The organism is Verminephrobacter eiseniae EF01-2 (genome assembly GCF_000015565.1).
In the GTDB taxonomy this organism is placed as follows: Bacteria; Pseudomonadota; Gammaproteobacteria; order Burkholderiales; family Burkholderiaceae_C; genus Acidovorax; species Acidovorax eiseniae.
Genome location: NC_008786.1, coordinates 2859074 through 2886016, shown reverse-complemented (window position 1 = coordinate 2886016; position 26943 = coordinate 2859074). Strand labels below are relative to the sequence as shown.

Genomic DNA, 26943 nt, shown 5'->3' with positions numbered 1-26943 from the left:
CCGGGGCCCATTCTCTTAGGACATGACATGACGCTGACCGCTGAACAAATTCTGGCCTCGCACAAGGCCAACATCGAGACCCTGTTTGGTCTGACCTCCAAAGCCTTCGAGGGCGTGGAAAAGCTGGTCGAACTGAACGTGAGCGCTTCGCGCGCCGCCCTGTCGGAAGTGGCCAACCACGCCCAGGCGGTGCTGGGCGTCAAGGACGCGCAAGAACTGCTGGCCCTGCAAGCGAGCCTGTTCCAGCCGCTGGCCGAAAAGACCGCTGCCTACAGCCGGCACCTGTATGACATCGCTTCGGGCACCGGCGCCGAGTTCGGCAAGGCTTTTGAAACCCAGGCCAGCGACGCGCAAAAGGCTTTCGCCACCTTGGTCGACAGCGCTGCCAAGAACGCACCGGCCGGCTCCGAAACCGCCGTGGCCGTGATGAAGAGCGCCGTCTCTGCGGCCACCAACGCTTTTGAATCGGTGCAAAAGGCGGTCAAGCAGGCCTCCGACGTGGCCGAAGCCAACTTCAACGCCGTGGCCAGCACTGCGGCCAACGCCGCCAAGACGGTCGCCCCGCGCAAGCGCTAAGTCCGTCACGGCAATGCGGCCTGTGGAGTGCACGGGCCGGACACCCCACCCTGCGCTGCGAACCAGGTTCGCAGCCTGCCGTTGTCTCCTCGGATCCTCGCGAAACCCCCGGTTTCCAGGATCCTTTCCAAGCCCGGTCTAACCACCGGGCTTTTTTTTCGCCAAACGCTGACTACAATATCGCTTGCGAATGATTCGCGTTTGCCCATCATCACCCCCCTCACCACCCCGTCACCACCCCCGAAAGATGCATCCCATGACCAAGACCGTTAAACCCTGGCTGGCCGCTTGCGCCCTGGCTGCCGCCGTCGGCGCCGGCCATGCCCAGGAACCCGTGCTGAACCTCTACTCGGCCCGCCACTACGCCACCGACGAGGCCCTGTACAGCGGCTTCACCAAGGCCACCGGCATCAAGATCAACCGCGTCGACGCCGACGATGCCGGCATCCTGGCGCGCCTGAAGACCGAAGGCGCGGCCTCGCCTGCGGACGTGATTTTGCTGGTCGATGCCGCCCGCCTGTACAAGGCGGAAGTCGATGGCCTGTTCCAGCCCATCGTGTCCAAGCTGCTGCTCGACGCCATTCCCGCCCACTTGCGCAGCAGCCCTGCGGCCGACGGCGGCATCTCCTGGTTTGGCCTGTCCACGCGCGCCCGGGTGATCGTCTACAACAAAACGCGCGTGCACAAGTCGCAGGTCGATAGCTACGAAGCGCTGGCCGATCCCGGGAACAAGGGCCGGCTGTGCATCCGCTCCGGTTCGCACCCCTACAACCTGAGCCTGTTCGGCGCCGTGACCGAGCATCTGGGCGAACAAAAGGCCGAGGCCTGGCTCAAGGGCCTGCTGGCCAACCTGGCCCGCCCCCCCAAGGGTGGCGATACCGACCAAATCAAAGCCGTGGCCGCTGGTGAATGCGATATCGCCGTGACCAACAGCTACTACCTGGCACGCCTGATGCGCTCCAGCAAGCCGGAAGACGTGGCCGTGGCCAACAAGGTGGGCGTGGTGTTTCCCAACCAGGCATCCTGGGGCACGCACCTGAACATCGCCGGCGGCGCGGTGGCCAGACATGCGAAAAACCAGGCCCATGCCATCCGATTCCTGGAATACCTGGCCAGCCCCGAAGCCCAGAACCACTTTGCCAACGGCAATAACGAGTGGCCCGCCGCCAAGGGCGTGATCCTGGACAACCCGGCGCTCAGGGCCATGACCGGCGACCAGCCGTTCAAGAGCGAAACCATCGCCATCAGCGTCGTGGGCGCGAACATGGCCCGGGTGCAGCAGATGCTCGACCGCGTGGGTTTTCCGTGACGGCGGCGCCCCGGTCGGGGGTGGATTTTTTTCTCGCCTGCCCGCAGCAAAAGCGGTGCGCGACGACATAATCGACGCCCACTGACTGGAGACGGAACATGCAAATCAGCGGCAAGGTATTCATCGTGACCGGCGGCGCCTCGGGCTTGGGCGAGGGCACGGCGCGCCGGCTGGCGGCCCAGGGCGGCATGGTCGTGATTGCCGATATGCAGGCCGAAAAAGGCCAGGCCGTGGCCCGGGACATCGGCGGCGCTTTCGTCCCATGCGACGTGGGCAGCGAGACCGACGGCCAGGCCGTGGTGGCCCGGGCGGTGGCCATGGGCAAGCTGATGGGCTTGGTGAACTGCGCCGGCATTGCGCCTGCCGAAAAGACCGTGGGCAAGAACGGCGCCCATGCGCTGGCGGTTTTCAGCCGGGCGGTCACGGTCAACCTGATCGGCAGCTTCAACATGCTGCGCTTGGCCGCGCAAGCCATGTGCCAGAACGAGCCGGAGCCTACCGGCGAGCGCGGCGTGCTGATCTCCACCGCCAGCGTGGCGGCCTATGACGGCCAGATCGGCCAGGCGGCGTACTCGGCCTCCAAGGGCGGCGTGGTCGGCATGACCTTGCCGATCGCCCGCGACCTGGCCCGCAACGGCATTCGCAACATGAGCATCGCGCCCGGCATCTTCGGCACGCCGATGCTGTTCGGCATGCCCCAGCCGGTGCAGGACGCGCTGGCCGCCAGCGTGCCCTTCCCCAGTCGCCTGGGCACGCCCGAAGACTACGCCAAGCTGGTGCAGCATATCTTCGAGAACGACATGCTCAATGGCGAAGTGATCCGCCTCGATGGCGCGATTCGCCTGCCGCCCCGCTGAAATGCTGAACGCGCTACGGCCCACTAGTGTCGCGTCACGGATCAGATGTCGTAGGCTGCGCGCAGCCATCGGAGCGCAGCGCAAGGCGCATCGCGCAGCCAATACCGAGCGTATTGGCAAGCGATGCAACGCCGCGATGCGCTTCGATGGCCAGCGCAGACCGACAGATGATCGGTGACGCGACACTAGGGGAAACTACAGACCCGCAGAGCCGATGGCGGCAGGGACAATGCCAAGGCTGCGTTGCAGTGAAAAATCTGGAGAGTCCCGCATGACCGATCGCCCTTGGCTAGCCGTCTATCCGCAGGGCGTGCCCGCCGATATCGACGCCACACAGTACCCGTCCCTGGTCGCACTGATGGACGAGGCGTTCAGAAAACACGCCGACCGTGTGGCCTACAGCTTCATGGGCAGGGACGTGAGCTACGCCGAGACCGACACGCTCAGCAGCGCGCTGGCGGCCTACTTGCAAAGCCTGGGCCTGGCCAAAGGCGACCGGGTGGCGATCATGATGCCCAATGTGCCGCAATACCCCGTGGCGGTGGCCGCCGTGTTGCGCGCAGGATTGGTGGTGGTCAATGTGAACCCGCTGTACACGCCGCGTGAACTGGAGCATCAGCTCAAGGATTCGGGCGCCAAGGCCATCGTGCTGATCGAGAACTTCGCGAACACGCTGCAGCAATGCCTCGCCCACACGTCCGTCAAGCATGTGGTGCTGTGCGCCATGGGCGATCAACTCGGCCTGCTCAAGGGCGCGCTGGTCAACTACGTGGTGCGCAAGCTCAAGAAAATGGTGCCCGCCTACCACCTGCCGGCGGCCGTGCGTTTCAACGACGCCGTGGCGCAGGGCGCGCGCGGCACGCTGAAAAAGCCCGGCATCACGCCCGAGGACATCGCGCTGCTGCAATACACCGGCGGCACCACGGGTGTGAGCAAGGGGGCGGTGCTGCTGCACCGCAACGTGATCGCCAATGTGCTGCAGTCCGAGGCCTGGAACGACCCGGTGATGAAAAAGCTGCCCGCTGGCGAGCAGCCCACCAACGTCTGCGCGCTGCCGCTCTACCACATCTTCGCGTTCACCGTGAACATGATGCTGTCGCTGCGCACCGGCGGCAAGACCATCCTGATCCCCAATCCGCGTGACCTGCCGGCCGTGCTCAAGGAACTGTCCAAGCACCGCTTTCACAGCTTCCCGGCCGTCAACACCTTGTTCAACGCGCTGGCCAACCACCCGGACTTCGGCACCGTCGACTGGAGCAACCTCAAGGTCTCGTTGGGCGGCGGCGCGGCGGTGCAGGGCGCAGTGGCCCAACTGTGGTTGCAAAAGACGGGCTGCCCGATCTGCGAAGGCTATGGCTTGTCGGAGACCAGCCCCTCGGTCTGCTGCAACCCGGTGACGGCGACCGAGTTCAGCGGCACCATCGGCGTGCCGATCCCGAGCACCTGGATGAAGCTGATCGACGACAACGGCAAGCCAGTGACGCAACCGAACCAGCCCGGAGAGATCGCCATCAAGGGCCCGCAACTGATGGCCGGCTACTGGCAGCGCCCGGACGAAACCGCCAAGGCCATGACCGAAGACGGCTACTTCAAGTCCGGCGACATCGGCGTGACGGACGAGCGCGGCTTCTTCAAGATCGTCGACCGCAAAAAGGACATGGTGCTGGTCAGCGGTTTCAACGTCTATCCCAACGAGGTCGAAGGCGTCGTGGCGAACTGCCCCGGCGTGCTCGAATGCGCCGTGGTCGGGGTGCCGGATGAGAAAACCGGTGAAGCCGTCAAACTGGTGATCGTGAAGAAGTCGCCGGACCTGACCGAGGCCCAGGTGCGCGAGTTCTGCCGCCATGAACTGACGGGCTACAAGCAGCCCAAGGTGATCGAGTTCCGCGCCGAATTGCCCAAGACGCCGGTGGGCAAGATCCTGCGGCGCGAGTTGCGCGACAAGCATTGAATTCCCCCCCGGTATCGCAGCGTTCAGTGCCACAGCCTCGTCCAGCAGGGCGGCCCGCCATGGGCCCATGGGCCGGGCAAAAATACGGCGCTGGCCATCATGGATGCCAAAGCCCGGGGTGATTGCCGACAAAAGCACGCGGCAAAGCCGGCCTTCGACTGACTGCGCTACCCCCCTGCCCTGCAAATGCCATTGAATCGATGGCAGCCAGCGCATAGTCTTTCAGCGCCTGCTGCCAGTTGGGGCACCATGGGTCAGCAGCGTTTGCACGACAGCTGCATTCTTTGGCCGCATTCTTTGAGCCGACCCAAGGACGCGGCGGAGCCGGCCTTTCCGGGCCGCAGGCGCCGCTCTTTGACGGACGGGCACCGCAGGCGCGACCCGGGGGGCGGGGGTCACTTCAACCAACCGCGCCGGCGAAAGTACCACATCGGGCCGAGTGCGCTGAGCAGCATCAGCAGCACGGCATAGGGGTAGCCCAGCACCCAATCGAGTTCGGGCATGAACTTGAAATTCATGCCGTACACGCTGGCGATCAGCGTGGGGGGCAGCAGCGCGACGCTGGCTACCGAGAAGATCTTGATGATCTTGTTCTGGTTGATGTTGATGAAACCGACCGTGGCGGCCATCAGGAAGTTGATCTTCTCGAACAGGAAGGCCGTGTGGTTGTCCAGCGACTCGATGTCACGCAGGATTTGTCGCGCTTGCTCGAACTGCCCGGCATTGAGCATCTTGCTGCGCATCATGAAACTGACGGCGCGGCGGGTGTCCATCACGTTGCGCCGGATGCGACCGTTCAGGTCTTCCTGGCGGGCAATGGCGGCCAGCACTGCGCCGGCGAGGGCGTCGGTCACGCCGCCGGCCAGCACCTGCCGGCTGGCTTTTTCCAACTCGTCGTAGATGTTCTCCAGCGTGTCGGCCGAATACTCGGCGTCGGCATCGAACAGCTTGAGCAGCACCTCCTTGGCATCCTCGATCAGGCCGGGTGCGCGGCGCGCGCGCATGCGCAGCAGGCGAAACACGGGCACATCCTCGTCGTGGATCGAAAACAACACGCCCTGGCTTTTCAACTGGGCGTTGTGCTGGTTCAGGATGAAGGCCACCCGCACCGAGCGCGGGTCTGCATCGTCGTCGATCAGGAAGTCGCTGCGGATGTGCATCTCGCCGTTGTCTTCTTCGTAGAAGCGGGCGGACTCCTCGATGTCATCGTCCATCGCGTTGTCGGGGATCGACAAGTTGTAGTGCTGCTCGATCCAGCGTTTTTCTTCAACGGTAGGGGCTTGCAGGTCGACCCAGATCGGCTGGAAGCGGGTCAGTTCTTCCAGGGATTCGATTTCTTCCTGGAACAGCCGGCCATTGACGAGCGTGAAGATATTGAGCATGGCTCACTGCCTTTGTTGCGTGCGTTTGCGGTGGGGGGGTCATGGGTTGCTTTCAACCCCCAGGCAGGCCAGGGAGCTGAAAGCTACCGACTCGGGTAGGTTTCCAAGGAGCTTTCTCCGTAACAAGAAATAAGCAAGCGTCGGATTATCGCATTCCGCGACGCGGGTTTTCCCGCCTTTTTGTGGTGACGATGCTTTCGGCGGCGCCTGCGGCAGCATGTCGAGCAATGCAAGCGCGCAGCCGAGAAAGCCCACCGTAGCGCCGAGCGCATGACGAAGGCGGGCGCGACGAGTCCCGCGAAGCCGCCGCAGCGGCCCGCGAGGAGGCAGCGCAACTGCGCAGCGAGATCCAGGCCGTAAAGACGCACAACGCCGCCCTGCGGGCCGCCTCGACACCTGCCGGCAAGCCGGCCACACAGCCCAAGCGCCCGCCCAAGGGATGATGCCCGGCACTCCGGCCAGCCCCGAAAACCAACGCCAAGGCCGTCAAGACTGCCATGCCGCAGGCCAGTGCGGCAACCGGTCAGCACCTCGCTGCTTGATCTGCCAGGGAAATCATTCATCGTCCACAAGTCCGAGACGAGTAGCGTCATACGGGTCGCACCTCAGCCGATACCGGCCCGACCAAAGCCGTCGCTGCTGCGTAATTCTCAGTGTGGGAAATGCTGATGGACAGCACTTGCAGGGATCGGTCCACGGCCAAAGAAGCGAGCTTGCCCGACAAGACGGCCTGGGGTTGACCGGTGGCGGTGTATCGCACCTCCACATCGCGGAAGGTTACGCCTTCGGAAAATCCGACCCCGAAGGCCTTGACGACTGCCTCCTTGGCGGCCCATATGCCGGCAGCGCGCACGTCACCGGCGTGAGCTTGCTCGATGTGAGCAGCTTCCCCGGCCGTGTAGACCGCGTTCAGAAAGCCCTTGTCACCCCGGTTCAGCGCCTTCGCAATCCGCGGCACTTCGACTATGTCGATTCCGATATGCATCACTATGGCCTGACCAGATCGATCCGCTCAGAAATCGGCATGCGCGCAGGGAATTCAGCGACGAGTTGCGAGGCGTCACGGAAGTTCGAGGTCAGCACGGCGTTGCGCTCGACCCGGAACATAATCGCCACCGGAAGCAGCAGGAGCACCAGCACGATCTGGATGGGTGCCGTCTCGTACAGCGCACCCAACAGGAGGCACGCCACGATGGTGAAGCCGCCAATCAAGAGGCTGTAGCGGACCCAGCGCACCCACCGGTTACCGGTGACTTGGGAGAGGGGCGTCCATGTCAAGTCGATGGCCCGCAACCGGTACAGGTCGCCCGAGCAGGCATAGACGCGCGTCCGCCAGGCACTCAGCAGAGACAGCGTGCCGACTATCATGGCCAGGATGAGCGCGGCCGCCACGAACTCCACGGAGCCATACCCGAGTGACGGATGGAAATCAGGGTTGTGGCGGACGGGCATTACGAGCGCCACATTGATCAGCATGGTGATGAGCAAGTCCGCCACGGCGATCTTGCGCATGAGCTTGGCCACTGAGCCCTCGCCCTGGGGCATGGGTGGCATCTTGCGCATGTCCAAATCCTTCCACCCGACGAACACGGGTGAAAGGAAATGAACCAGCAAGGACAGCGCGAATGGAAAGAGGACGGCGACAAAGAGGACTGCGGCTTGCAGGTTCGGCTCCGAATCTGCCGCCAGCCGCCGGGTGGCCAGGAATTGCAGGCCGAGGAATGACGCGGCAATCAGGAGGGTCGACGGCATCGGTCTGGCCAATAGGGCAGCCACCCGTCGCCAGCCGCAGGCATAGGACTTCAGCAACGCGAAGTCCGCTTCGTCCCGGTAGAACTTCGACGACTCCACCGCATAGGCGAATGCTCCCGCCGCATCGCGGACGGTGGCATACGTTACGCCGCAGATGATCATCGTCATGGCGAACGTCAGATCAGTCTGGGTGTACCCGGCATTCCTGGCGAACCCGAACATTAGCAAGGCGCCGAGGATGGAGATAGCGAGGAAGAGGCTGACAGCGTAGCTGAGCCGATATCGTCCGAATGAAGTCAGCATGCGGGGGCCTCTTGCAAGCGTGGCGCGGGCAGGTGACTGGGCAAGCTCCTCAGCATCTGGCTGCAATGGGTAGTCTGCGCCTGGGAGCCCAGGCTGCCGCAATCTGACACTAGCGCGCAAAGCACCTTGCGCGGCCCCACCTCCAGGAAGCGGGCCTTGTTGCGCTGAAGCAGTTTCTCGACGGTCTCCCGCCACCGGACCGTCTCCACGACATGGTAAGTCAGGTTGTCCCGGATCTCTTGCGGGGACAGCGGCTCCTGCGCCGAGCGGTTCATAAGAATCTGCGACGAAGGCATCCTGATGTCCAGGCTCCTCAGCAGGCTGCCGTATTCCGGCAGCATCCCGGCCATCAGCGGGCTATGCCAGGCGCCATTCACCGCGAGCCTGACTGTCGGGAGGCGACGCCCCGAGAGCTCCGCGCCCACCTGCTTCACAATGCCCGAGTTGCCCGCGATGACCACTTGGAGTGGCGAGTTGTCATTGGCGATCACTACTTGCCCGTGCAACCCCATAGCGTCGATGACGTCGTTGACCTGAACGATCGAGCCGCCCTTGACCGCATACATCGCCCCCTTGGTCTGCTCGGCCTGCGTCTGCATGCCGATCGCGCGTGCGTTCACGGCCTTGAAGGTCTGCTCCAAGTCGAGCGCCCCGCTTGCGTGTAGTGCCGAGTACTCGCCGACGCTGTGGCCGATGAAGACCGAGTCCTCCGGCAGCAGGCGTGAAGCCTTCAGTGCGTAGTAGCTCGCGAGGTTGACTGCGGTCACCGCGACTTGCTGGTACCGGGTCTCCGAGAGCTTGCCCATCGGGCCTTTCCAGCACATGCGGCGGACGTCGAACCCGGAGATGTCGCAAGCACAGTCCCAGACCGCCTTGCTTTTCGCTGCTTCATCCACGTCCGAACCCATCCCGACCCGCTGGGCCCCTTGGCCAGTGAACATCACAACCCATGAATCCACAAGTGCCTCCCTTGTTCATAGAGAGAATTTCAGCCCGAAATATAGCAAGGGCGACTGCCCGAACCGTCCGAATTCACTGCGTTCGCCGCCTGACATCCACCTGCCCCCGAGGTACAGCTGCGACCCCGGCGCGACCAGATACGTCAGGTGCAGGTTCAGCAGTGAACTCCTGTCGTTTGCGTTGCGCAGCACCGATGCATGCCAGCCAATGCGTTCATCGCCCTGTGCAGAGTGTTCCGCGCCCAGGGTCAGGTAGGCCCGGCCGAGAAGCAAGTTTCTGCTGCCGTCCGAGTCGGCCGCCGAAAGCAGTAGACGTTGGTAGTCGAGGTAGGGCTGAAATCCCGAGGCCCTGTGGGCGGCGAGCGCGAAGTTGGTGAAACGGAAGTACCTGTCCCAGTCGGATTTCGCGTAGCCATCGGACTGGTAGTAGAACTCCCCGATCAGCGTTGTCTTCTGCGGGCCGTTGATCCGCACACCTGCGGCCAACTGGTTACTGCCTCTCGGCGTTCGCTCCAGGACGCTGGAGCCGGACGGAAAGCCGCCCGAAATCAAGGTGTCGGCCGCCTGCTCCGACAACCGATGCACTTGGCTGCGACTGGCGTGGGCGTATTCCATGGTGAAGACCACGCCCTCCGCCAGAACGTCGCTGACACCGGCCCCCAAGACATGTCGCCCGGAAGTGGACAGCGCCACCAGCTTTGGATTGAACGATTTCCACAGATTCGCGCTGTAGGCCGCATAGACCATTGCGCTGTCGTTGCTGCGTTGCAGGGAACTCCAATTCGCGACGGGTTGGTCGCCCGGGGAGCCGCCCAGCGCCGGGAAGGCGGCCAGTTCGATGGAGCCCCCATCCAGGAATCTGGTGGCATCGATGCCTACGCTTCCCTCGCGGTAGGAGGAACGCCACGACGGGCCGGCCTCGTTGATCACGCCGTATGGAGGTCGACCCATCGGTCTGCGCAGCACATCCATCGGGCTTAGGAAGAGCAGGTATCCATTGGTGATGTCCTTTTTTCCAAGGTCGATCAGCACTTCGCCTGGCACCGGAACCGTGAGGTAGGCTTCGTTCAGATAGATACGAGCCCACCTGCGGGACGATGCCTGCTCCGCGCCTGCATGGCCGCTGGAGGCCGATCCGTTCACCATGGCCTTCAGCCTCGTCTTGTATCCGTCGCCGAAGCTGCATCCTTGATCGAGGCTCCAGGCGGTATTCAGCGATCCCTTCGACACGAGCTGTTGGCCGAGGTAATTCATCGGAGCCGGTTCGAACTGCTGCTTCGAAGCCTCCACCGCGCCGCTGAATCGATTGTCGCAGTCCGCAAGGGCTATTCCCGACGCGAGGAACAGCAGCCAAGAAGCTAGTGTCGTGTCACCGATCAGATGTCGTAGGCTGCGCGCAGCCATCGGAGCGCAGCGCAAGGCGCATCGCGCAGCCCATACCGAGCGTATTGGCAAGCGATGCAACGCCGCGATGCGCTTCGATGGCCAGCGCAGACCGACAGATGATCGGTGACGCGACACTAGTGCTGCTGGTCGAAGCGAGGATGCCGCAGTTTTCACCGGAGCCTCTCCAGGTACTCGCGCTGGAAATAGACATCGGGCGTGTCCTCGAACCGGGCGCCAGAATAGATCATCCTCGTGAAGTGGTTCTTCTGGAGCGCGTCGACGATGACGATCTCGCTCGGTCGGTCACGCCCCAAAGCCGATTTGTAGTCCTTGTAGAAAGCGGTTTTCAGGATCAGGTCGTTGGTCGACATGAACTCCGACTTGAAAGGCCTCTTGCTTTCCACTTCGACCCAGTAGGTGACTTTCGGGTAGGTCACGAACTGCCATCGGCGTTCGAGCGCGATCTTGTAACACTCGACGATTCCGCAGGGCTCCTTGCCGAGGATCGCCGAGGCGTAGCTCAGGTCGAAATCGGCGGCAACGATGTCGCCGTTGGACACCTGCCCGATGAGCCGCTGCTGCCGTGCGATCGGGATGGGGCGCTTCAGGCGCGGGTCGTAGAACCACAGTTTGTCCAGGTTGGACAGCAGGGCCTTGCCCTGGTCCTTCTGCGGCTCCAGAAAGCGAACCAGCGCTTTGACATCGCCCTGGCGCTCCCCCGTCGGCTTGGAAACCCGCATGGCGACATCCAGCCGCTGCTGCGTCACCACGGTCTCGCCATTCATCTCGACCAGGTCCAGGAGGTAGCGAAACGGCTTCTCCGGGAACCGGATCCGATCCGCTGCGCGGATGATCTCGGCCGCCTTGGGGTCAGGGGTGAGGGTGATCTTCGACGCGTAGGGCGCCAAGGGGTCTGTGCGCTCCTCGGCCACTGCCGCAAGAGGCAGTGGGACGGCCAGGGCCAGGCCGAGCAGCGTCGAAAGGAACCGGTGATTCAAGATACTTCCTCCTGAAAAGTCGTCGGCCATCAGATGCCAATGGACACGCCGGCGTCCGCGACAAGCACTTCGCCGCGCACGGCGGAGGCGGCCTTGGAGGTCAGGAACCCCACCACCTCGGCCACCTCGTTCGGTTCGATGATGTAGGGGCGGCCCGACTTTTCCAAGTGCTCAAAGAGGTTAGGCCACTTCTGCCGAAGGATTGGGAGCATGTCGGTGTTGACGAAGCCGGCACACACCGCGTTGGATCGGATGCCTCTCGGGCACAGTTCCATCTCGAGATATCGGATGAGTTGCTCCAGCGCTGCCTTCATTACGCCCAACGGGTAGTTCGGAAGATGCCGCAGGCTGCCCAGGCTGGAAATGGCGCAGATGGTGCCACCCCGAGGCATGAGTTCAGTCGCCCGATTCACGCAGGCGACATTGCCGATCAGATTGGTGCCCACCAGCAGCCTCCAATCGTTCCTCGTCATCTCGGAAAATGGCTTGAACGGCGTCGCCGCCGCATTGAGAATCAAGTGGTCCAGGCGCGATACGCCCTGATCCTTCAGGGCTCGGAACATTTTCTCCACATCCTGGGGCTCGGAGATGTCACCGATCGCCGGGATCGCACGCACGCCACGGCTGCCGGCGTACGCCACCAGGCGTTCGATGTTCGCGCCGCCCTTGCCATGGGCCTTCCGGTAGTTCAGGACTACATCCGAATCGTGTTCCATGAACCAACGGGCGACGGCCTCGCCGATGCCACGGCCCGAACCCGTGATGAAGACAACTTGATTCTTACTTTCCATCGTGATGAAAGAACAAATGATCCTTGACGCTTAGCTGTGGCGAAAGGCTTGCGCGATCACCAACTTGGAGGCCCTTCGCGCGGGAAGGATCGACGCCGCGAAGGCAGTGACGATGGCCAGGACAGAGCTGAACCAGAACAGCGACCAGTCGTCGGTCCAGCGAATGAAGGCGAGGTAACCGCGCGAGTAGCCCGGCGAAGGCGGCATAGGCACGCCGTTGATGTTGATGAGCTCCGCCAGTGCGATGCCCACGGCAATGCTGAGGACGGCTCCGACGAAGCCCATGATCACGCCCTCCAGCAGGAAAAGGCGGGACACCTCCCGCTCCGTCAGCCCGATGGCCCGCAGCGTGCCAATTTCCCGCGTCCGCTCCAGGACGTTCATCATCATAGTGTTGCTGATCATGAAGACCACGATCGTGCTGACGATGGTTTTGATGAAGAAGAAGATTCCATTGAACAGGTTGACCACCTGGTCATAGAAGACCGCGAGCGAGCTCCACGGCCTCGTCTCGAGCTGCAACCCCCGCTCCTCGATCACCCGCTCGATCCGCGCCTGCGCCTGCGCCGTCCGGTCGGTCTCGTTCAGCAGGACAATGATCTTGCTCACCTCTTTGGTTTCCAGTAGGGTTTGGGCCGTCTTGAGCGGCATTTTCAGAACCCGGTCGTCGTAGTCCTTGATGCCCGACTCCATGACGCCACGCACATGGGCAGACATCGCGTTCTGGCCGCCCGCAGGGTTGATGGCGAGCATGTCGATCTGGCTGTCGTAGCTGACGGCAAGCCCGCGTGCCAAACCAGCGCCGATCGTCGCTCCCGTGTCGTCGACGCGGGACAGGTCGCTGCCCAAGACGATACGATCCAGTGAGCCCAGCAGCAAGGAGCTTTCTGGCTCGATTCCCACGGCCGTGTAGAAGGTGGAAACGCCACTGTCGTAGTTCGAGACTATCCCGGAGAACGCGAGCTGGCCGGTGACGGTCTTGATCAGGGGTTGCAGAATCGGGTCCTCCACCAACATCCGGCGGATCCCTTCGTAGTCAGCGATCCCGTATTTCAGCGGCGTTGCCTCGCCGCTGGCCAGGTAGCCCTTCTTGTAGATCTGGACATGGCCCAGGTTCGTGCGGATCGTCTGCTCCCGCAAGGACCAGAACGAGTAGTCGACGAACCCGCCGAACAGGAAGATTGCCACGCCGCCCAGTACGATGGAGCTCAGCGTGACCAGCGAACGACGCTTTTGCCGGAACAGATTGGAAAAGGCGTAGGCCAGGTCAGTCGGTCGGCGAACGATTGTCCACCCGATGAGGATCAGGGCGTAGACGGCGATGAGGTTGGCCAGCCAGGCGAGCAGGTGGTTCATTTGTTGTGCCTCAGCGCGTAGTTGAGCAAGGCGTCGATCTCTTCGTCCGCGACAAAGGTCTGTAGGCCGCAGGGACTCGAAAGGGCGGCCATCTGCGTTCCCTGGAACTGCTTGCGCACGACTGCGTAGTCGCTCGCAGCGACAGCCGTTTTGCCCGACCTGTCCAGGGCCGACAACCTCAGCACGGACACGAACGGCCGCAGCCCTGCGGGCAGTTGGTCGATGTTCTCCGTCAGGAGGGAAGCGTCCTTCAATGCGACCACGTACCTTCCCAGTTCCGAAGGAACGAAGGCGTCCATCCGCATCCGCAGGTAACGCAGTCGCCAGTTCTTCGGATCAGAATCGACGGCCTCATCGATCAGGAAGAAACCGCGTTTGAGGTACTCGGCAGCACGCAGGTAGTTTTTCTCTTTGTCGTACTTCGCTGCACTGAACACCCAGGCATAGCCTTCGTACAGCTTGGCGAAATGGTCGTCCGGCTGGTCTTGCACGTAGCGGCTCAAGTATTCGACAGACCGCGCGTCCAGCTTGCCTTCGGACGCCAGATGAACCGCCAGCAGGACGAGAGAGCGGCTGGGCTGGCCGCCGATCCTCGCTTTCTCATGTTCGTAGAGGGTGTTGATCGCGGCCTTGCTCTTCTGCGCCATGGCAGATACCTGCGCAGGGTCGGATTGCAGACAACTCGCCTGAGTCGCCAGCGAGAAGCTGAACCACACCGGAACCAGCATGAGCCTACTTGCTATCATGAATCACTCTCCCGTCCTTGAGCTCGACGACACGCGATGCACGGTCTTTCACGAATTCCGAATGGGTGGACACCAGCAAGGTGGTGCTGCTCTCGGCGTTGATCTCCTTCATGAGGTCGAGGATGGACAGCCCGGTCTCCGAATCGAGGTTGCCTGTTGGCTCGTCGGCCACAATGAGGGTGGGCTTCTTCACCAACGCCCGGGCGATGGCCACGCGCTGCTGCTGGCCCCCCGACAGCTCCGCCGGCCGTTTCTGCCAATGGTCCCTGAGGCCGACGCGCTCCAGCATCGCGAAGACATCGTGCCTGGCCTGTGACTTGGCCTTGCCCAGCAGCATCAGCGGGTAGGCGACGTTGTCGAACACGCTCATCACCGGAAGCAGGTTGAAGAACTGGAAGATGAAGCCGATCTCGCGCGCTCTCAGCCTGGACAAGTCCGTGTCCCCCATGGATGCCAATTCTTGGCCCAGAAAGTGGACACTGCCCGAAGTGGGGTGGTCGATCCCTCCAACGAGGTTGAGCAAGGTGCTCTTTCCGCTGCCCGACTGCCCGCAGAGCGCCACGAACTCGCCGCGCGTGATCTCCAGGTCGATGTCCTCGAGGGCGATGAAATTGATCCGTCCGGCCCGGTAGGACTTCTCGATTCCCGCCAGCCTCACGACAGGAATTGGCCTGGCCTGTGCCAGACCATGCCGTTCATTTTCTGCTGCCACGCTGCACTCCTGTCAGTCGCATCTGGTAGTCGGGCGTTTTCTCGAAGGCCAGGATCCCGTCGGCCAGAAAATAGGACTCCTTCACGACCTTGTTCGACTTGTCCCGCGTGATCAAGCGGCACTTGGCGGTGCTCTTCGGGTCGTCGACCGCAACCGACTCGCTTCGTACCGTAGACACTTGGCCGGTCCTCGGCGTCAGGATCCTCAGTTCGCGTGTGCTTCCAATCGGATGGTTCGTGCAGAGCGAAGGGAACCGGAAGGCGAACAGGCTGTAGTCGTAAGTCGAATTCATGACGACGGTGGACGCATATTTTGCGCTGTCTCGGTCCAGCTTCTCGATGATCTGCAGCCGTTCCTTGTCGGAGCTCCTGCTTCCCGTCACCAGCGTCCGCTTGCCATTTTCGATCTCCACGATCTGGTAGCTCTTGATCCCACTTTCGTCATGGGATGCGGAATCGACGGACGAGTACTCGTAGTTGAAAAGCATGAGCTTCTTGAAGGACAGTTCGAACTTCCCGGACAGTTCGTAGGTCGAGCCCGTCGGGCTCTCCGGGCCCCTGACCGAGGCGGCGTAGGACCCGATCTTGTCGCCCGACGGGGACAGTATCTCGTACGTGACAGTGAAGTCGAGCGGCACGGCGTCGGCGGCTAGCGCAGCATGCAGCGGAGCGAGAGATCCGACGAGTGCAAGGCTTGGCACTACACGCCCGAGAAAGCTGCCCATGCGCGGGCCGTGGGATGAGTCATGTCTTCGCATCATCTACTCCAGAAGAATCATTTGGACATCGCCTTCCCCACTCTCCATGCACAGCAGTGCCGTGTTGCCGGGGCTGTGCAGGCGGAGTTTCCTTTGGTGGGACAGCGCGAGCAGCGGGTTGATGCCGCCGCTGTCGCCATACATGCCGACGATATTGATGTAGGCCGCGTCGCGGTTGAACCGCAGCGTAGCCTCGGCCTCCAGTTCGGCCAGCGCCGAGGACGGGGAAATCCCCCCGATCACCGCAGAAACTGGCGCGGCCGTTTCACCAAACCGCTGACTCAGCTCGACTGCGGAAGCACCGAATCCAGCCGAGAGACGACTTGAAGGGGAGTCCGTGGCATGGAGCACGCCCGCATCGTGCGAATGGGGCCGTCCCACCAGGGCGAATCCGACCCGTTCGATGACCGGTGCCTTGTAGACACCTTGCCGCCCCAGCCAGCGCTTCTCGGTCTTCGCCGTGGCCGAGGCCGCAGAGAATCCGAGAACGGGATGGAACCTGAAGAGGCCGCCGATCAACACGGCATCAGCGGCGTCTGCGGCCAGCAAGTGGGAGGCGATCCTCAGTCCGTCCACGAACGCCCCCCGGCCCGAGCGGATCTTGCAGGAAAACGCCCCCACTTGGAGCTCCTTGAGAATCTTCCAGGGGATGACATCGATGCTGAAGCTGTCCTTCCAACTGCCTGCCGATTCCAGGTAGGACGCATGCCCCCAGCAATCGAAATACAGCAGCGCGAGCCTCTCCTTGCCCAGCCGTCCGGCTGTTTCGATGCTTTTGCGGCCTTCTTCCAACGCCGCTTGGCTTGAAATCTCTAGCGCGGACGAGATCTCGCGCGCCGTGGCCGAGCCCGACGCCCCGGCGCCGAACCGAACGACGGACCATTGGGTCTTCGAGCGGTTCTTGCACGCCTGGACGTAGGTCTTGGCTTCCCAGGCGTTGTACCAACTCGGACTGAACGTGCTCATGTGGCGAGGGTCGGGTTCGACGACCGACAAGCCGTAAACGCCCAGGCGCCGGGCGCCCGCCGACGCTGGGTGGTCATTGCGCCTTTCGATGGGTGTCGTCATGGCGAGCGCCTCCGCCAACGCAGGGAACGGATGACTGCGGCACCGACGGATCCTTCGATTCCAAGCCCGATCTTGACGCCAGCGTTGCCTGACAAGCGGTACGCGGATTTGTTGGCATGCAGGTTGATGCCCAGGCCGGCATCGACCTCTCCTTCGCACTTGAACGCAGGTAGCGAACCCGAGCCCAGGAATCCGCTCATGAGCGCCATGTCGACCAGTGCGCTCGAAGCCATCAGGTAGCCGATCTGGGCCTTGTAGGAGACGACGGGCGTGTCCAGCGCTCCCCAGACTTTTTGAAGCGCCAAAGCCTCGGAGCGGTCGCTGGAACGTATCCCGTTGCCATGCGGGAAGACGCAGGCGATGTCGTTCGCGCCGAGGCCGTTGGCGTCTTCCATCGCCTTGGCGATCGTCCGACCGATGACTCGGAAGTCCGGCGTGAATGTCGTGCTGCGGCTCACGGTGCCCGCGCTCTGGCGCATGACCATGCTGTCCATCGAGGCGTAGGGCGTGCCCTTTCTGGCGTGAAGGTGAGCCGGGGATTCCAGTACCATGGCGCATGCGCCATCGCCCAGGACTGTCCCTTCTCCGTTCGCCGAGAAGGGGCCGGATCTTCCGGCAGCGACACCGCCAAAGCCGTTCATGAACATGAGGTCGAACAGGGAGACATGCTGGAAAGAAACGGCGATCGCCAAGTCGCATGTGTGCGACTTGACAGAGCAATACGCCAAGTAGGCTGCGGCGAAGCTGGAGCAGCTCGCCGAATATACCGAGATGGGTCGCTCCCTCAGGCCAAGTCCATCGCGCAGCAGCCGGGCGACCGCGTCCTGATTGTGGTTCTCGAAGGTGAGGTTGCGAATGCCCCGGTGAAACGAGATGTCGTTCTTGTCGTTCCTTCGGATGTAGGGCAGAAAGTTGGCGATCTCCGGCAGCATGCCCGGTCCGCCGTAAAAGACGCAGACTCGCTTGTGCGTCAGGGAGTCGGTGGGGATCGACGCACTGTCCAGGGCATCGACGATCACCTTCCGCGTGATGCCGGCCACGTCCTTGGCGAGTGCCTGGTGGTATCCGCCATTGGACTTCTTGGCGGGGGCGGAGAGCGACACGACCTGGGGATTGAAGCCGAAGCCGGCCATGCCCGCCTCGAAGGGCTTGCCGAAGAAGCCCCGCCTTGCAGCCGATTCACTGTTCTCGATCGACTGTAGCAGGCGGGCATGACCGAAGCCCAGGCCTGTCTCGACGCCAAACCCTGCGATGTGAACATTACTGGCGGCAATGGACGATGTCATTCTGTCCCCAGGACGACGGCGTAGTTCCCACCACCCTCTGTGGCACCCATCAACAGGGCTTTCGAGAACTTGTGCGGGCGCTTGTCCGTGACGAAATCGAACCCGGCCTGGCAGAAGTCCTTGGTGTGCCCCAGAGGAAGGATCTGCCCTCTCTCAGCGGAGGTCAGCACCATGGCCAGATTCAACAGCGCGGCTGCAGATTCGACAAAGCCGAAGTATCCGTTGTGATTGATCAGAGGAATCGAGGAGGCGCGCTCGCCGAAGACCCGGCGAATCGCTTCTAGCTCTTTCATGCTGCTGCTCTTGGTGCCCCAGCTTGAACCACACAGCAGGTTCACTTGATCGGGCGAGACTGCGGCTTCGACCAGCGCTTGCCGAATCGCCCGTTCCATCATCTTCGGCGACGCATCCTCGTCTTCGCCCCGGAAGTACGAGACGTCGTTCGACACGCCATACCCTAGTGTCGCGTCACGGATCAGATGTCGTAGGCTGCGCGCAGCCATCGGAGCGCAGCGCAAGGCGCATCGCGCAGCCAATACCGAGCGTATTGGCAAGCGATGCAACGCCGCGATGCGCTTCGATGGCCAGCGCAGACCGACAGATGATCGGTGACGCGACACTAGCAGCCGCCCGAGGACCTTGGCGCCTCGCTGCCGGGCCACTTCCTCGTCCTCGAGGAGCACCATGCAGGCGCCCTCTCCCACATGAAGGCCGCCGTGATCGCGGCCGTAGGTCTTGAAGGCGTCCTCCGCCAGGTCGTAGTTGACTTGATTGTTGGGGTCGGCAAGCAAGGTCGAAGTGCCGATGAAGCTCTCGTCCGCCCCCCCAACGATGGCCTGCGGCTGGACGCCTTGACGGATGAGCTCATAGCCATAGGTCAACGCGCCCAAGCCGGAATTGAAGCCAGTGGCGAGCGTCGTGTTGTAACCGCGAATGCCTTTCGAGATCGAGCAGTAAGTGGCCACTGCATTCATGAGCGATCCTGGGAAGTCCAGGGTCCTGATGTGCTTGGGGTCGGGATGTAGACTGCTCACGAAACGCGCGACCGTGGAATGCGGGCCCTTCGACATGCCGAAGATCAGGGCAATGTCTTGTCCGTCGCGCCGGATTTTCCGGCCTCCGTCGGACAGGGCCATGTCGACTGCCAGCAAGGCAATCTTGCCGATCTTGCTGGCTTTTCTGTCGTTGGAATTTCTCAACTGCTTCTTGAGTTGCTCATCGTCGATGCTGTGAACCCGCAACTCGATCTCGCCCGACGAGTTCGATGGCAGCTTCGACAAGGTCTCGATCAACTGGGGGCTTCTGCTGAGCCAGCCAGCAAATTTCAACTTCTGATCCTCGTCCAGCCCTGTGCCACCGACAGACACCTTGGAGGAGAACGTCCCGCCCGCATGGATGTTATCGAACATCTCGGCCCGGCCGAACCCCGCAGAGGACACGGCACCCACGCCTGTGATTACCACGTTGCGAGGCTTGTAGGACGTGGGCGCAACGATCTCGGCCTTTGTAGAAGACCCGGCGTAGCGGTGAACAAGGCTTCGATCTGAACGCTCATGGCATCCCATTCCAAAATCGCGCTGTGGGCAGGCTCAAATGCAGCATGCCCACAGGGCTCACCTACGACTGACAGTTTCAAGGCTACGCTGAACAAGTCACAAGTCTGCACGCGTCGCGCCTCCTGGATTGGGGACGTCTGCGGCGTTGCAAATCCCCACATGGCGAGGATTTGCGCCTTGCGTCGGCTCCCCCACTCCGGGCGCGCAACCATCGCGGTACCTGTTCAGCGTAGCCTTAACCCAAGATCCCACACGGGGCGACGAGTGGCATCCAAAGCAACGTTTCGACACTGTACTATGGTTTGAACGAATGATGATATTTTTTGCCCTGCCTTCTTGCCAAAATTATGCGTCTACACAGCATTCAGGTTTGGCAAGTCCACCGGGCCAAGCCCGGGGACAACCAGACTGGCCCTTGGAGCGAAGCACCCGGTGGGTAAGCCGTGTTCTGCGCTTGCGTCATTTTTCAACCGGTTCGCCCTTGCGGGGGAAGGCGTCCATACCATTTCCTCTGCGGCCCACTGCTTCGATTCATTGGCATAGTATGCCAATGCTGCCATGCTCTGATTGTTCCATTTTGGAGGCCGACGCCCATGCCGACACGCAATGTAGTGCTCAGTGAACATCAGCAAGATTTTGTCGAAACCCTGGTGCAATCCGGGCGTTACCCGTAGCATCCCGGACGATTGCATAGACTCCAAACGCTATCCACTGTTCATGGCCAGAGCAGTCCTGCCGGAGCTGATAGAGTCCCTGCAATCCACCCCGGGGAGTGTCAAACCATGTCGATGGCCCTGCACAAGAACGCCCGCACCACGCCGGCCGTGCGTGCCGAGATAGCCGCCAGTAGCCAGACCGCCAGTGTCTTGGCCCAGCGCTATGGCATCACCGAACAGACGGTCTACAAGTGGAAGAAACGCGAGGTCTTTGGGGACCGCTGTCACACAGCCCATCGCCTGCAGACCGTGCTCACGCCTGCACAAGAGACCGTGGTGGTCCACCTGCGGCGCACCTTGCTGCTGCCCCTGGATGACCTGCTGGCCGTTACGCGGGAGTTCCTCTGCCCTGATGTGTCACGCTCGGGGCTGGACCGGTGCCTGCGCCGCCACGGGGTGGGCAACCTCGATGCCCTCAAGCCCCAGGGGCCTACGGTGACCCACCAGGCATTCAAGAGCTACGAGCCGGGCTACGTGCACATGGATGTGAAATACCTGCCCCAGATGCACGACGAGAGCCGCCGGCGCTACCTGTTCGTCGCCATCGACCGGGCCACGCGATGGGTGTTCGTGCAGCTCAAGGCCAACAAGACGGCCGCCAGTGCACAGGCCTTCCTGAAGGCATTGCACAAGGCTTGCCCGATCAGGATCAACAAGTTGCAGACCGACAACGGCAAGGAGTTCACCGACCGACTGTTTGCCAACGGCGAGCGCCAGGCCAGTGGCAATCATGAGCTCGACCCGTTGTGCCAGGCGCTGGGCATAGAGCATCGGCTGACCAAGCCCAGGACGCCGAGAACCAACGGCATGGTCGAGAGGTTCAATGGCCGCATAGCGGATGTGCTCAAGACCCACAGGTTCGACAGCCGCGAGGACATGGAGCAGACCTTGCTACGCTATGTGGCCTTGTACAACCGCCAACTGCCGCAGTCAGCGCTGGGCAGCAAGACGCCTGTGCAGGCCATGAAGGAGTGGCATCAGCAGCACCCGCATCTGTTTCACAACAGGCCATATGATCGTCCGGGATGCGACAGCTAATGATGGCGATGGCCTAGCGCGCGCAATGCGGGGGGCTCTGGCGCAGGCGGACCTAGATGCCGACGCCGTGGGCAGTATCTGTTTAGCTGCTGAAAAGGATCCAGAGCGGGTGCAGGCACAAATTAATGCGTTGTCGGCGGTGTTTGGTGAGCGCACGCCACAGCAGCTTGATCCAAGCCAGATATATGGTCATGCCACTGCTGCTTTGCTACCCCTCCTGCTGAGTCTGGCTGGTGAGGCGGTGCGTGGCAGGGTGGGCGGGGTGACTGGTGACAAACCCTCTCTGGTCGTTCATACATCCTTGAGTGGCGACCACTTCGCCGCTGTGCTCGTCGCGCCATGATTCAACGCTCAACCACGAACTGGCTGGTGAGTTATGCCGACACCGACGCGGGCGGTGTGGTCTATCACGGACGCTATATCGAGCAAGCCGAGCGCAGTCGTCAGCAACTCCTACTCGACGCCGAGTTGTCTTTTTCAGCGTTGGAAAGGGAATACGATTGCTTGCTGGTGGTGCATGCAATTGATGCCAGCTATGAACATCCCGCATTTCTTGGTCAAAAGCTGCACGTGAGCTGTGCTATTCGGCAACTGCGCGAAGCCTACTCTGTGTGGGAAACCCGAATCGAGCATGGTCAGGTGCATCTGTGCTCCGTTGCTGCCAAGATGGTTTGCCTAGCTGCCCATGGAAAAAATCTGCGAACCATGCCTGATGAGCTATTTCAACGCCTTTCTAAGCATCCTTTCTTACCTTTGTGAGACCCTATGACCCATTTGAAATTCATCATGAACATCGTCGTTAGCGCTAGCCTACTGGCATCCTCTGCTGTGCAAGCTTATGGCGAGCATTCCGACCCGGACCTGAAACACCTCATCCAAGTCTTTGCTGAAGCTGCGAAAGATCCTGGCAAGCTCGATGCGGCCTTCAGTGTGGCCGAACAAATGGTCAAAACCAAGCCGAAAAATCCAATTGCGCTAGTCTATAAAGGCAGCCTTGCTACGCAGCGGGCGCGCGACGCCTGGATGCCATGGAATAAGCTAAGTTTCCTCAAAGACGGTATTGATATGATGGATCAGGCGCTAGACATCGCCTCACGGCCCCCGGTCAATCCTGACGTGATACTTGAAGTGCGCATGGTACGGGCGCTTACCAGCGCACGCATTCCAGCGGTCTTCGGTCGTGGTTCGGTGGCGCGGGGTGATTTGACAAATGTAATTACCCAACCAGGATTCAAGAGTATGAAGGCGCAGGATCAGGCCTCTGTCTACGCTTGGCTGGCTGTCTACGAGCACCGGGATAACCAAGCGGATAATGCTGCAATTCAACTGAAGACGGCGATAGCACTGGACAAGATAACTGCAGATGCTATCTGGGGGGAAAAATAAACCATGGCAGTCGAGTCTTCCATTGCTCTGCGTGCCAGCAACTTGCACAAATTATACGCATTTGGCGAAACCTCGGTGGCCGCACTGCGCGGGGTGGATATCACAATTGAACAGGGTGACTTTGCTGCCTTATGTGGCCCCTCTGGTAGTGGCAAGAGCACTTTGCTCAATCTGCTTGGATTGTTGGAACCACCAAATCAGGGTGAAATTTGGCTCGATGGTCAGACGGTCGACCACGGAGCTACTGAGGCACTTGATCAATTGCGACGGAATCGCCTGGGCTTTGTGTTTCAGAGCTTCAACCTAGTTCCGGTGCTCAGTGCGATAGAAAACGTTGAGCTTCCCTTGTTAATGACATCCATGTCGTCGAGTGAGCGCCGCAAGCGCGCAGAGAGTTTGCTTGATGCGGTGGGCCTAGCTGACCGCATGAGCCACCGGCCCAAGCAGCTTTCCGGCGGCCAACAACAGCGGGTGGCGGTGGCACGGGCATTGGTGAATGCGCCGCTGTTGGTGTTGGCCGATGAGCCTACTGCCAGTCTAGATAGTCAGACCGCTGCACAACTGCTCGACCTGATGCAGTCGCTGAATCGGCAACTGGGAACTGCTTTTTTGTTCTCTACTCACGATGCGCGCGTGGTAGAGCGGGCGCAGAAGTTGTTCACACTCTCCGATGGAAGAATATTGGCATGAAGTGGTTTGTCTACGCTTGGCGCAATGTCGCACGCAACCGGCGCCGCACTGTGCTTTCTGCCGCCATTGTTGCCTGCGGCAGCATGGCGCTGTTGCTGAGTATCGGCTTTGTGCTGGCATCCTTTCATGGTTTGCGCGAATCCATCATAAGCAGCGAGCTAGGGCACATCCAGATTGGCGCACGTGGCCAGTTTGAGGGCAACGAAGAAAAGCCCCTGCAGTATGGCTTGAGTCCGCAGCAGGTCAAGGCAGTGGAAAGCAATCTGCAGCAAGAGTCTGGGTTGCGTTTCAGCACTCGGCGTATATTGTTTGAGGGCCTGCTCTCCACTGGGCGTCGTAGTGTGGCCTTTGTAGGCCAGGGTGTGGAGTCAGAAAAAGAGTCCCGCCTCTCTACCATGTTTGCCCCGATTATCTCTGGCAATGGTTTGAGCGATGACCCCAGCAGACCTGAGCAGATTCTGATTGCCGTCGATCTTGCGCACAGTCTTCAGGTTAAACCGGGCGATACGATCACCGTCATGGTGACCACCGAAGACGGTGTTCTCAACGCGGCCGATGCCGTGGTTGCAGGCACCTACCGCACAGGGGTGCCTGATCTGGATCGCCGCGCCATCATGATGCCGTTGCAAAACGTGCAGTCATTGTTAGTGACCCAAAAGATATCACGCTTGGTGTTGGCGTTGCGCGATACCGATGCCACCGACGCATTGGCCTCACGCCTGCGTGCGCAGCTTCCAGCTCTGGATATCAAGCGCTGGATCGAACTGGCACCTTTTTACAATCAGGTTGTATCGCTGTACCGCATCATCTTCACTGTGTTGGGCATCATCATCGCTATAGTGGTGTTTATCTCCACCGCCAATTCCATGCTGATGAGCGTTATGGAGCGCATTCGCGAAGTCGGAACGCTTCGTGCCATTGGAATTCCAGATCGACGTATTCAACAGACATTTCTACTCGAAGGCGGAATGATCGGCATGCTGGGTGGAAGCGTCGGCTTAGTGCTAGCGTTGCTGACAGCGCTGGTGGTTAATCTTTCCGACATCCGCATGCCACCACCGCCTGGGCGCACCACTGATTATCCGCTCATCATTTCTATGCAAGTAGATACCAGCTTGATGATCTGGCTGGTCTTCATTTTGCTGAGTGCACTGGCTGCCTGGGCACCACATCGAGTGACACGTCGTTTATCCATCATAGAAAAGCTCAATCACGTTTGAGTGGGAGTCATTGCACTATGCGTTTTCTTTTTTTGACTTTATGGCTCAGTTTATGTGGAGGTGCTGCTGTGTTCGCGGCTGAGCGCCCACAACCTTCGACGTTGTTGGCGCAGGCCGACAATTTCCGACAGCAAGACGAGTCGGCTGAACTCAGGGTCAAACTCAAGAGTACTAAAGACCAAAAACCAGATGGTGACAGTGAGATGCGCGTGCGACTCAAGGGGACAGATCTGTCATTGGTGGAAGTGCTCAGTGGGCGCAGTGCCGGCCAAGTCGTACTGATGAGCAAAGAGGCCGTGTGGGTGCGCATGCCGCGTGCCAGTTTGCCGATTCGTATTACACCGATTCAACGTCTGATGGGCGAAGCCAGTTACGGTGACCTAGGGCGCTTGCGCTGGCAAGATGACTACGCTGCCCAGTATCAGGTCAACGCGGAGCAGACTGTAAATGACATCTCGGTTTGGGCGCTAAGTCTGACGGCGGCAAAACCGACCGCAGCCTATGCCAAGATGGATCTCTACATTGCACGCGACGGTGGCTGGCCAGTGCAGGCAGTGTTTTATCTGAAGAGCGGCAAACTCTTCAAAACAGCCCGTTTTGACAAGCCAGTCAAGATTGGCAGCAGGGTTCTGACGCAGCGCACCGTTTTCAGTGATGGAGTTGATAGCACACAACAAACCGAGATGGTCATCGAATCGGTCACTGCCAAAGACTTTCCCAGTCAAAAATTCACGCTTGATGGGTTGATGGAATGAGGGGGGTGTTTTTGGGCATCTTCTTGGGGGCATGTCTATCTGCCCATGCCGACCCGCTGGAGATTAAATCTGCTTTGGTGTTCACTGGGCAGACCGCCGAGCTTCGTCGGGACTTGGATCCTGGTTGGCTATCTGGTCTGCCTGCTAAACAATATACTGGTGCCACCGTGATAGACGGTAAGTGGGAGGGCCTTAGCTTTCGCTATCGACTGGATTACGACCAGACCCGTGGTGGTGAAGGGCCGTCTGTGTTCAACAACGAACGTAGTGGCGGCCACCTGCTGCAGTTGCGCAAGAAATTTCTTTTGTCAGATCGCTGGGCGCTGAGTTTGGGTAAGTTCAATGAGAATTTTGACAACGCCCATTACGCGCATGTACTGGATTTTCTCAACGACAATATAATTTCTAGCGATATAGATGATTTGGCGGCCCGTGTGCGCGGTTTTCCCATCGCAAAACTCAGCTATAACAGTGAGCATTTTTGGGCTGATCTGATCTACAGCGACGACAGCAGCACAGATACTACCTATCGCTTTAACAGTCAGAACCCCAACTTTAACCGAGGCATTCGTCAATGGTTAGGTGTTCTGCGTGCTAATTTTGAGGAAACCGATGTGACCGCGCTGGTGCAAAAACCATCCGATATGCGAGCAGGTTTTGGCACCTCATTTGTTCATACTCCGAACGCACAGATGCAGTTGTATGGTGCCTTGTTTTCTCAACGCGGAAGTCGGCAGCCAGTGCTTCGCAACATTTATCCTGATCGAGCGTCGCCCTTGGGGGTCGACGATATTTATACGAATAACGGCTCCTATGCCACATCACGGCTGATGGAAGATCGCTGGTATAGCCGTGGTATGCTTGGCATAGGTTGGACTAGTGAGGCGCAATTGAGTTTGCGTTTTGAATGGCGACATGACGCAAGTGGCATGTCGTCTGAAGACTACCGCCGATGGGGACAAATCGTTGATTTCCATCGTAGCTTACTGCCGCAAGATCGTACGGCAGCAGCCTTAAATATCGCTTGGGATGCCCAAGCATTACGATCCCGCCAGCGCGATAGTTTCCTGATACGAATTGATCGACCCTTAGATAATGATCTTTCTGTTGCTCTCAGTGTATTGGTGGGAAGAGATCATAGTGCTCTGTGGGCACCGCGCTTACGCTTTAGCCCAGCGGGTGAAAAGTTGGATACTTGGATTGAACTTCAGCGCACCGCTGGTCGTGAAGGCTCCGAGTTCGGCTCGGCGCTGGAGCGAACGAGGGTGCAGGTCGGCCTACGTTATCTTTTTGACTAGTGTCTCATCGTCCTGATCTACTCGATCACTTACTGCCGCCTAGACTGCATTCGAATGGGATCGCTGTGTGGGTGCTTGGACCTGCAGCGGTAGCG

General features: G+C 60.6%; 27 protein-coding genes. 13 read left to right on the top strand and 14 right to left on the bottom strand.

Annotated elements, in window-relative coordinates; translation table 11 throughout:
- Window positions 1-27 precede the first annotated feature (27 nt).
- From VEIS_RS12450 to VEIS_RS12435, 5 genes are all read left to right on the top strand, one after another.
- Window positions 28-576: a phasin family protein gene (locus VEIS_RS12450; RefSeq protein ID WP_011810300.1), complete on the top strand. Its 549-nt coding sequence runs from the start codon at window positions 28-30 to the stop codon at window positions 574-576.
- A 256-nt stretch (window positions 577-832) separates the two neighbouring features.
- Window positions 833-1885: a Fe(3+) ABC transporter substrate-binding protein gene (locus VEIS_RS12445; protein ID WP_041950002.1), complete on the top strand. Its 1053-nt coding sequence runs from the start codon at window positions 833-835 to the stop codon at window positions 1883-1885.
- A 98-nt stretch (window positions 1886-1983) separates the two neighbouring features.
- On the top strand, window positions 1984-2742 hold the full coding sequence (locus VEIS_RS12440; RefSeq protein ID WP_011810298.1) for a 3-hydroxyacyl-CoA dehydrogenase: 759 nt from the start codon (window positions 1984-1986) through the stop codon (window positions 2740-2742).
- 26 nt (window positions 2743-2768) lie between these two features.
- Window positions 2769-3017: a hypothetical protein gene (locus VEIS_RS28720; RefSeq protein WP_157048500.1), complete on the top strand. Its 249-nt coding sequence runs from the start codon at window positions 2769-2771 to the stop codon at window positions 3015-3017.
- Window positions 3014-4693 (top strand): long-chain-fatty-acid--CoA ligase, encoded by a 1680-nt coding sequence (locus VEIS_RS12435; protein ID WP_011810297.1) that lies wholly within the window; start codon window positions 3014-3016, stop codon window positions 4691-4693. Before VEIS_RS28720 ends, VEIS_RS12435 begins: the two co-directional genes overlap by 4 nt.
- Before the next feature lie 395 nt (window positions 4694-5088).
- On the opposite strand, the gene corA is transcribed toward VEIS_RS12435, so the two are convergent.
- The 14 genes from corA to VEIS_RS28715 form a co-directional block, all read right to left on the bottom strand.
- Window positions 5089-6075, bottom strand: coding sequence for a magnesium/cobalt transporter CorA (gene corA, locus VEIS_RS12430; protein ID WP_011810296.1), 987 nt, complete (start codon window positions 6073-6075; stop codon window positions 5089-5091).
- Between the two features lie 589 nt (window positions 6076-6664).
- Window positions 6665-7060 (bottom strand): holo-ACP synthase, encoded by a 396-nt coding sequence (gene acpS / locus VEIS_RS12425; protein WP_011810294.1) that lies wholly within the window; start codon window positions 7058-7060, stop codon window positions 6665-6667.
- Window positions 7061-7062: 2 nt separating this feature from the next.
- Complete coding sequence (locus VEIS_RS12420) at window positions 7063-8130, bottom strand: hypothetical protein (RefSeq protein ID WP_011810293.1); 1068 nt, start codon at window positions 8128-8130, stop codon at window positions 7063-7065.
- On the bottom strand, window positions 8124-9071 hold the full coding sequence (locus VEIS_RS12415; RefSeq protein ID WP_011810292.1) for an ACP S-malonyltransferase: 948 nt from the start codon (window positions 9069-9071) through the stop codon (window positions 8124-8126). Before VEIS_RS12415 ends, VEIS_RS12420 begins: the two co-directional genes overlap by 7 nt.
- A 33-nt stretch (window positions 9072-9104) precedes the next feature.
- A complete protein-coding gene (locus tag VEIS_RS30530) occupies window positions 9105-10610 on the bottom strand; it encodes a hypothetical protein (RefSeq protein WP_232287676.1) in 1506 nt (501 codons plus the stop codon).
- A gap of 35 nt (window positions 10611-10645) precedes the next feature.
- The gene (locus VEIS_RS12405) at window positions 10646-11503 is read right to left on the bottom strand and encodes an outer membrane lipoprotein-sorting protein (RefSeq protein ID WP_157048498.1); all 858 of its coding nucleotides are present in this window, start codon (window positions 11501-11503) and stop codon (window positions 10646-10648) included.
- Window positions 11503-12264 (bottom strand): SDR family oxidoreductase, encoded by a 762-nt coding sequence (locus VEIS_RS12400; RefSeq protein WP_011810289.1) that lies wholly within the window; start codon window positions 12262-12264, stop codon window positions 11503-11505. The genes VEIS_RS12405 and VEIS_RS12400 overlap by 1 nt, the downstream gene beginning before the upstream one ends.
- Window positions 12265-12294: 30 nt before the next feature.
- Window positions 12295-13620: an ABC transporter permease gene (locus VEIS_RS12395; RefSeq protein WP_011810288.1), complete on the bottom strand. Its 1326-nt coding sequence runs from the start codon at window positions 13618-13620 to the stop codon at window positions 12295-12297.
- Window positions 13617-14267 (bottom strand): hypothetical protein, encoded by a 651-nt coding sequence (locus VEIS_RS24750; protein ID WP_157048497.1) that lies wholly within the window; start codon window positions 14265-14267, stop codon window positions 13617-13619. Before VEIS_RS24750 ends, VEIS_RS12395 begins: the two co-directional genes overlap by 4 nt.
- Window positions 14268-14352: 85 nt before the next feature.
- The gene (locus tag VEIS_RS12385; RefSeq protein ID WP_011810286.1) at window positions 14353-15078 is read right to left on the bottom strand and encodes an ABC transporter ATP-binding protein; all 726 of its coding nucleotides are present in this window, start codon (window positions 15076-15078) and stop codon (window positions 14353-14355) included.
- The gene (locus tag VEIS_RS12380; RefSeq protein WP_041950000.1) at window positions 15062-15802 is read right to left on the bottom strand and encodes a hypothetical protein; all 741 of its coding nucleotides are present in this window, start codon (window positions 15800-15802) and stop codon (window positions 15062-15064) included. Before VEIS_RS12380 ends, VEIS_RS12385 begins: the two co-directional genes overlap by 17 nt.
- Window positions 15803-15838: 36 nt before the next feature.
- Complete coding sequence (locus tag VEIS_RS12375; protein ID WP_011810284.1) at window positions 15839-16903, bottom strand: hypothetical protein; 1065 nt, start codon at window positions 16901-16903, stop codon at window positions 15839-15841.
- Window positions 16900-18189 carry a beta-ketoacyl synthase N-terminal-like domain-containing protein gene (locus tag VEIS_RS12370; protein WP_011810283.1) on the bottom strand — a complete coding sequence of 430 codons (1290 nt, stop codon included), beginning with the start codon at window positions 18187-18189 and terminating at the stop codon, window positions 16900-16902. Before VEIS_RS12370 ends, VEIS_RS12375 begins: the two co-directional genes overlap by 4 nt.
- Complete coding sequence (locus VEIS_RS28715) at window positions 18186-19628, bottom strand: beta-ketoacyl synthase N-terminal-like domain-containing protein (protein WP_198137857.1); 1443 nt, start codon at window positions 19626-19628, stop codon at window positions 18186-18188. The genes VEIS_RS12370 and VEIS_RS28715 overlap by 4 nt, the downstream gene beginning before the upstream one ends.
- 899 nt (window positions 19629-20527) lie before the next feature.
- On the opposite strand from VEIS_RS28715, the gene VEIS_RS12360 reads away from it, so the two are divergent.
- From VEIS_RS12360 to VEIS_RS28710, 8 genes are read left to right on the top strand one after another with little or no spacing between them, the layout of a single operon-like run.
- On the top strand, window positions 20528-21499 hold the full coding sequence (locus tag VEIS_RS12360) for an IS481 family transposase (RefSeq protein WP_011810281.1): 972 nt from the start codon (window positions 20528-20530) through the stop codon (window positions 21497-21499).
- Window positions 21474-21842, top strand: coding sequence for a hypothetical protein (locus tag VEIS_RS12355; RefSeq protein ID WP_011810280.1), 369 nt, complete (start codon window positions 21474-21476; stop codon window positions 21840-21842). The genes VEIS_RS12360 and VEIS_RS12355 overlap by 26 nt, the downstream gene beginning before the upstream one ends.
- Before the next feature lie 26 nt (window positions 21843-21868).
- Window positions 21869-22258, top strand: coding sequence for a thioesterase family protein (locus VEIS_RS26210; protein ID WP_198137856.1), 390 nt, complete (start codon window positions 21869-21871; stop codon window positions 22256-22258).
- A 6-nt stretch (window positions 22259-22264) separates the two neighbouring features.
- A complete protein-coding gene (locus VEIS_RS12350; protein WP_011810278.1) occupies window positions 22265-22885 on the top strand; it encodes a hypothetical protein in 621 nt (206 codons plus the stop codon).
- A 3-nt stretch (window positions 22886-22888) separates the two neighbouring features.
- On the top strand, window positions 22889-23575 hold the full coding sequence (locus VEIS_RS12345; protein ID WP_011810277.1) for an ABC transporter ATP-binding protein: 687 nt from the start codon (window positions 22889-22891) through the stop codon (window positions 23573-23575).
- Window positions 23572-24795, top strand: coding sequence for an ABC transporter permease (locus tag VEIS_RS12340; protein WP_011810276.1), 1224 nt, complete (start codon window positions 23572-23574; stop codon window positions 24793-24795). Before VEIS_RS12345 ends, VEIS_RS12340 begins: the two co-directional genes overlap by 4 nt.
- A 17-nt stretch (window positions 24796-24812) precedes the next feature.
- Window positions 24813-25550 (top strand): outer membrane lipoprotein-sorting protein, encoded by a 738-nt coding sequence (locus VEIS_RS12335; protein ID WP_011810275.1) that lies wholly within the window; start codon window positions 24813-24815, stop codon window positions 25548-25550.
- 5 nt (window positions 25551-25555) lie between these two features.
- Window positions 25556-26848 carry a hypothetical protein gene (locus tag VEIS_RS28710; RefSeq protein ID WP_157048496.1) on the top strand — a complete coding sequence of 431 codons (1293 nt, stop codon included), beginning with the start codon at window positions 25556-25558 and terminating at the stop codon, window positions 26846-26848.
- Window positions 26849-26943: the final 95 nt, after the last annotated feature.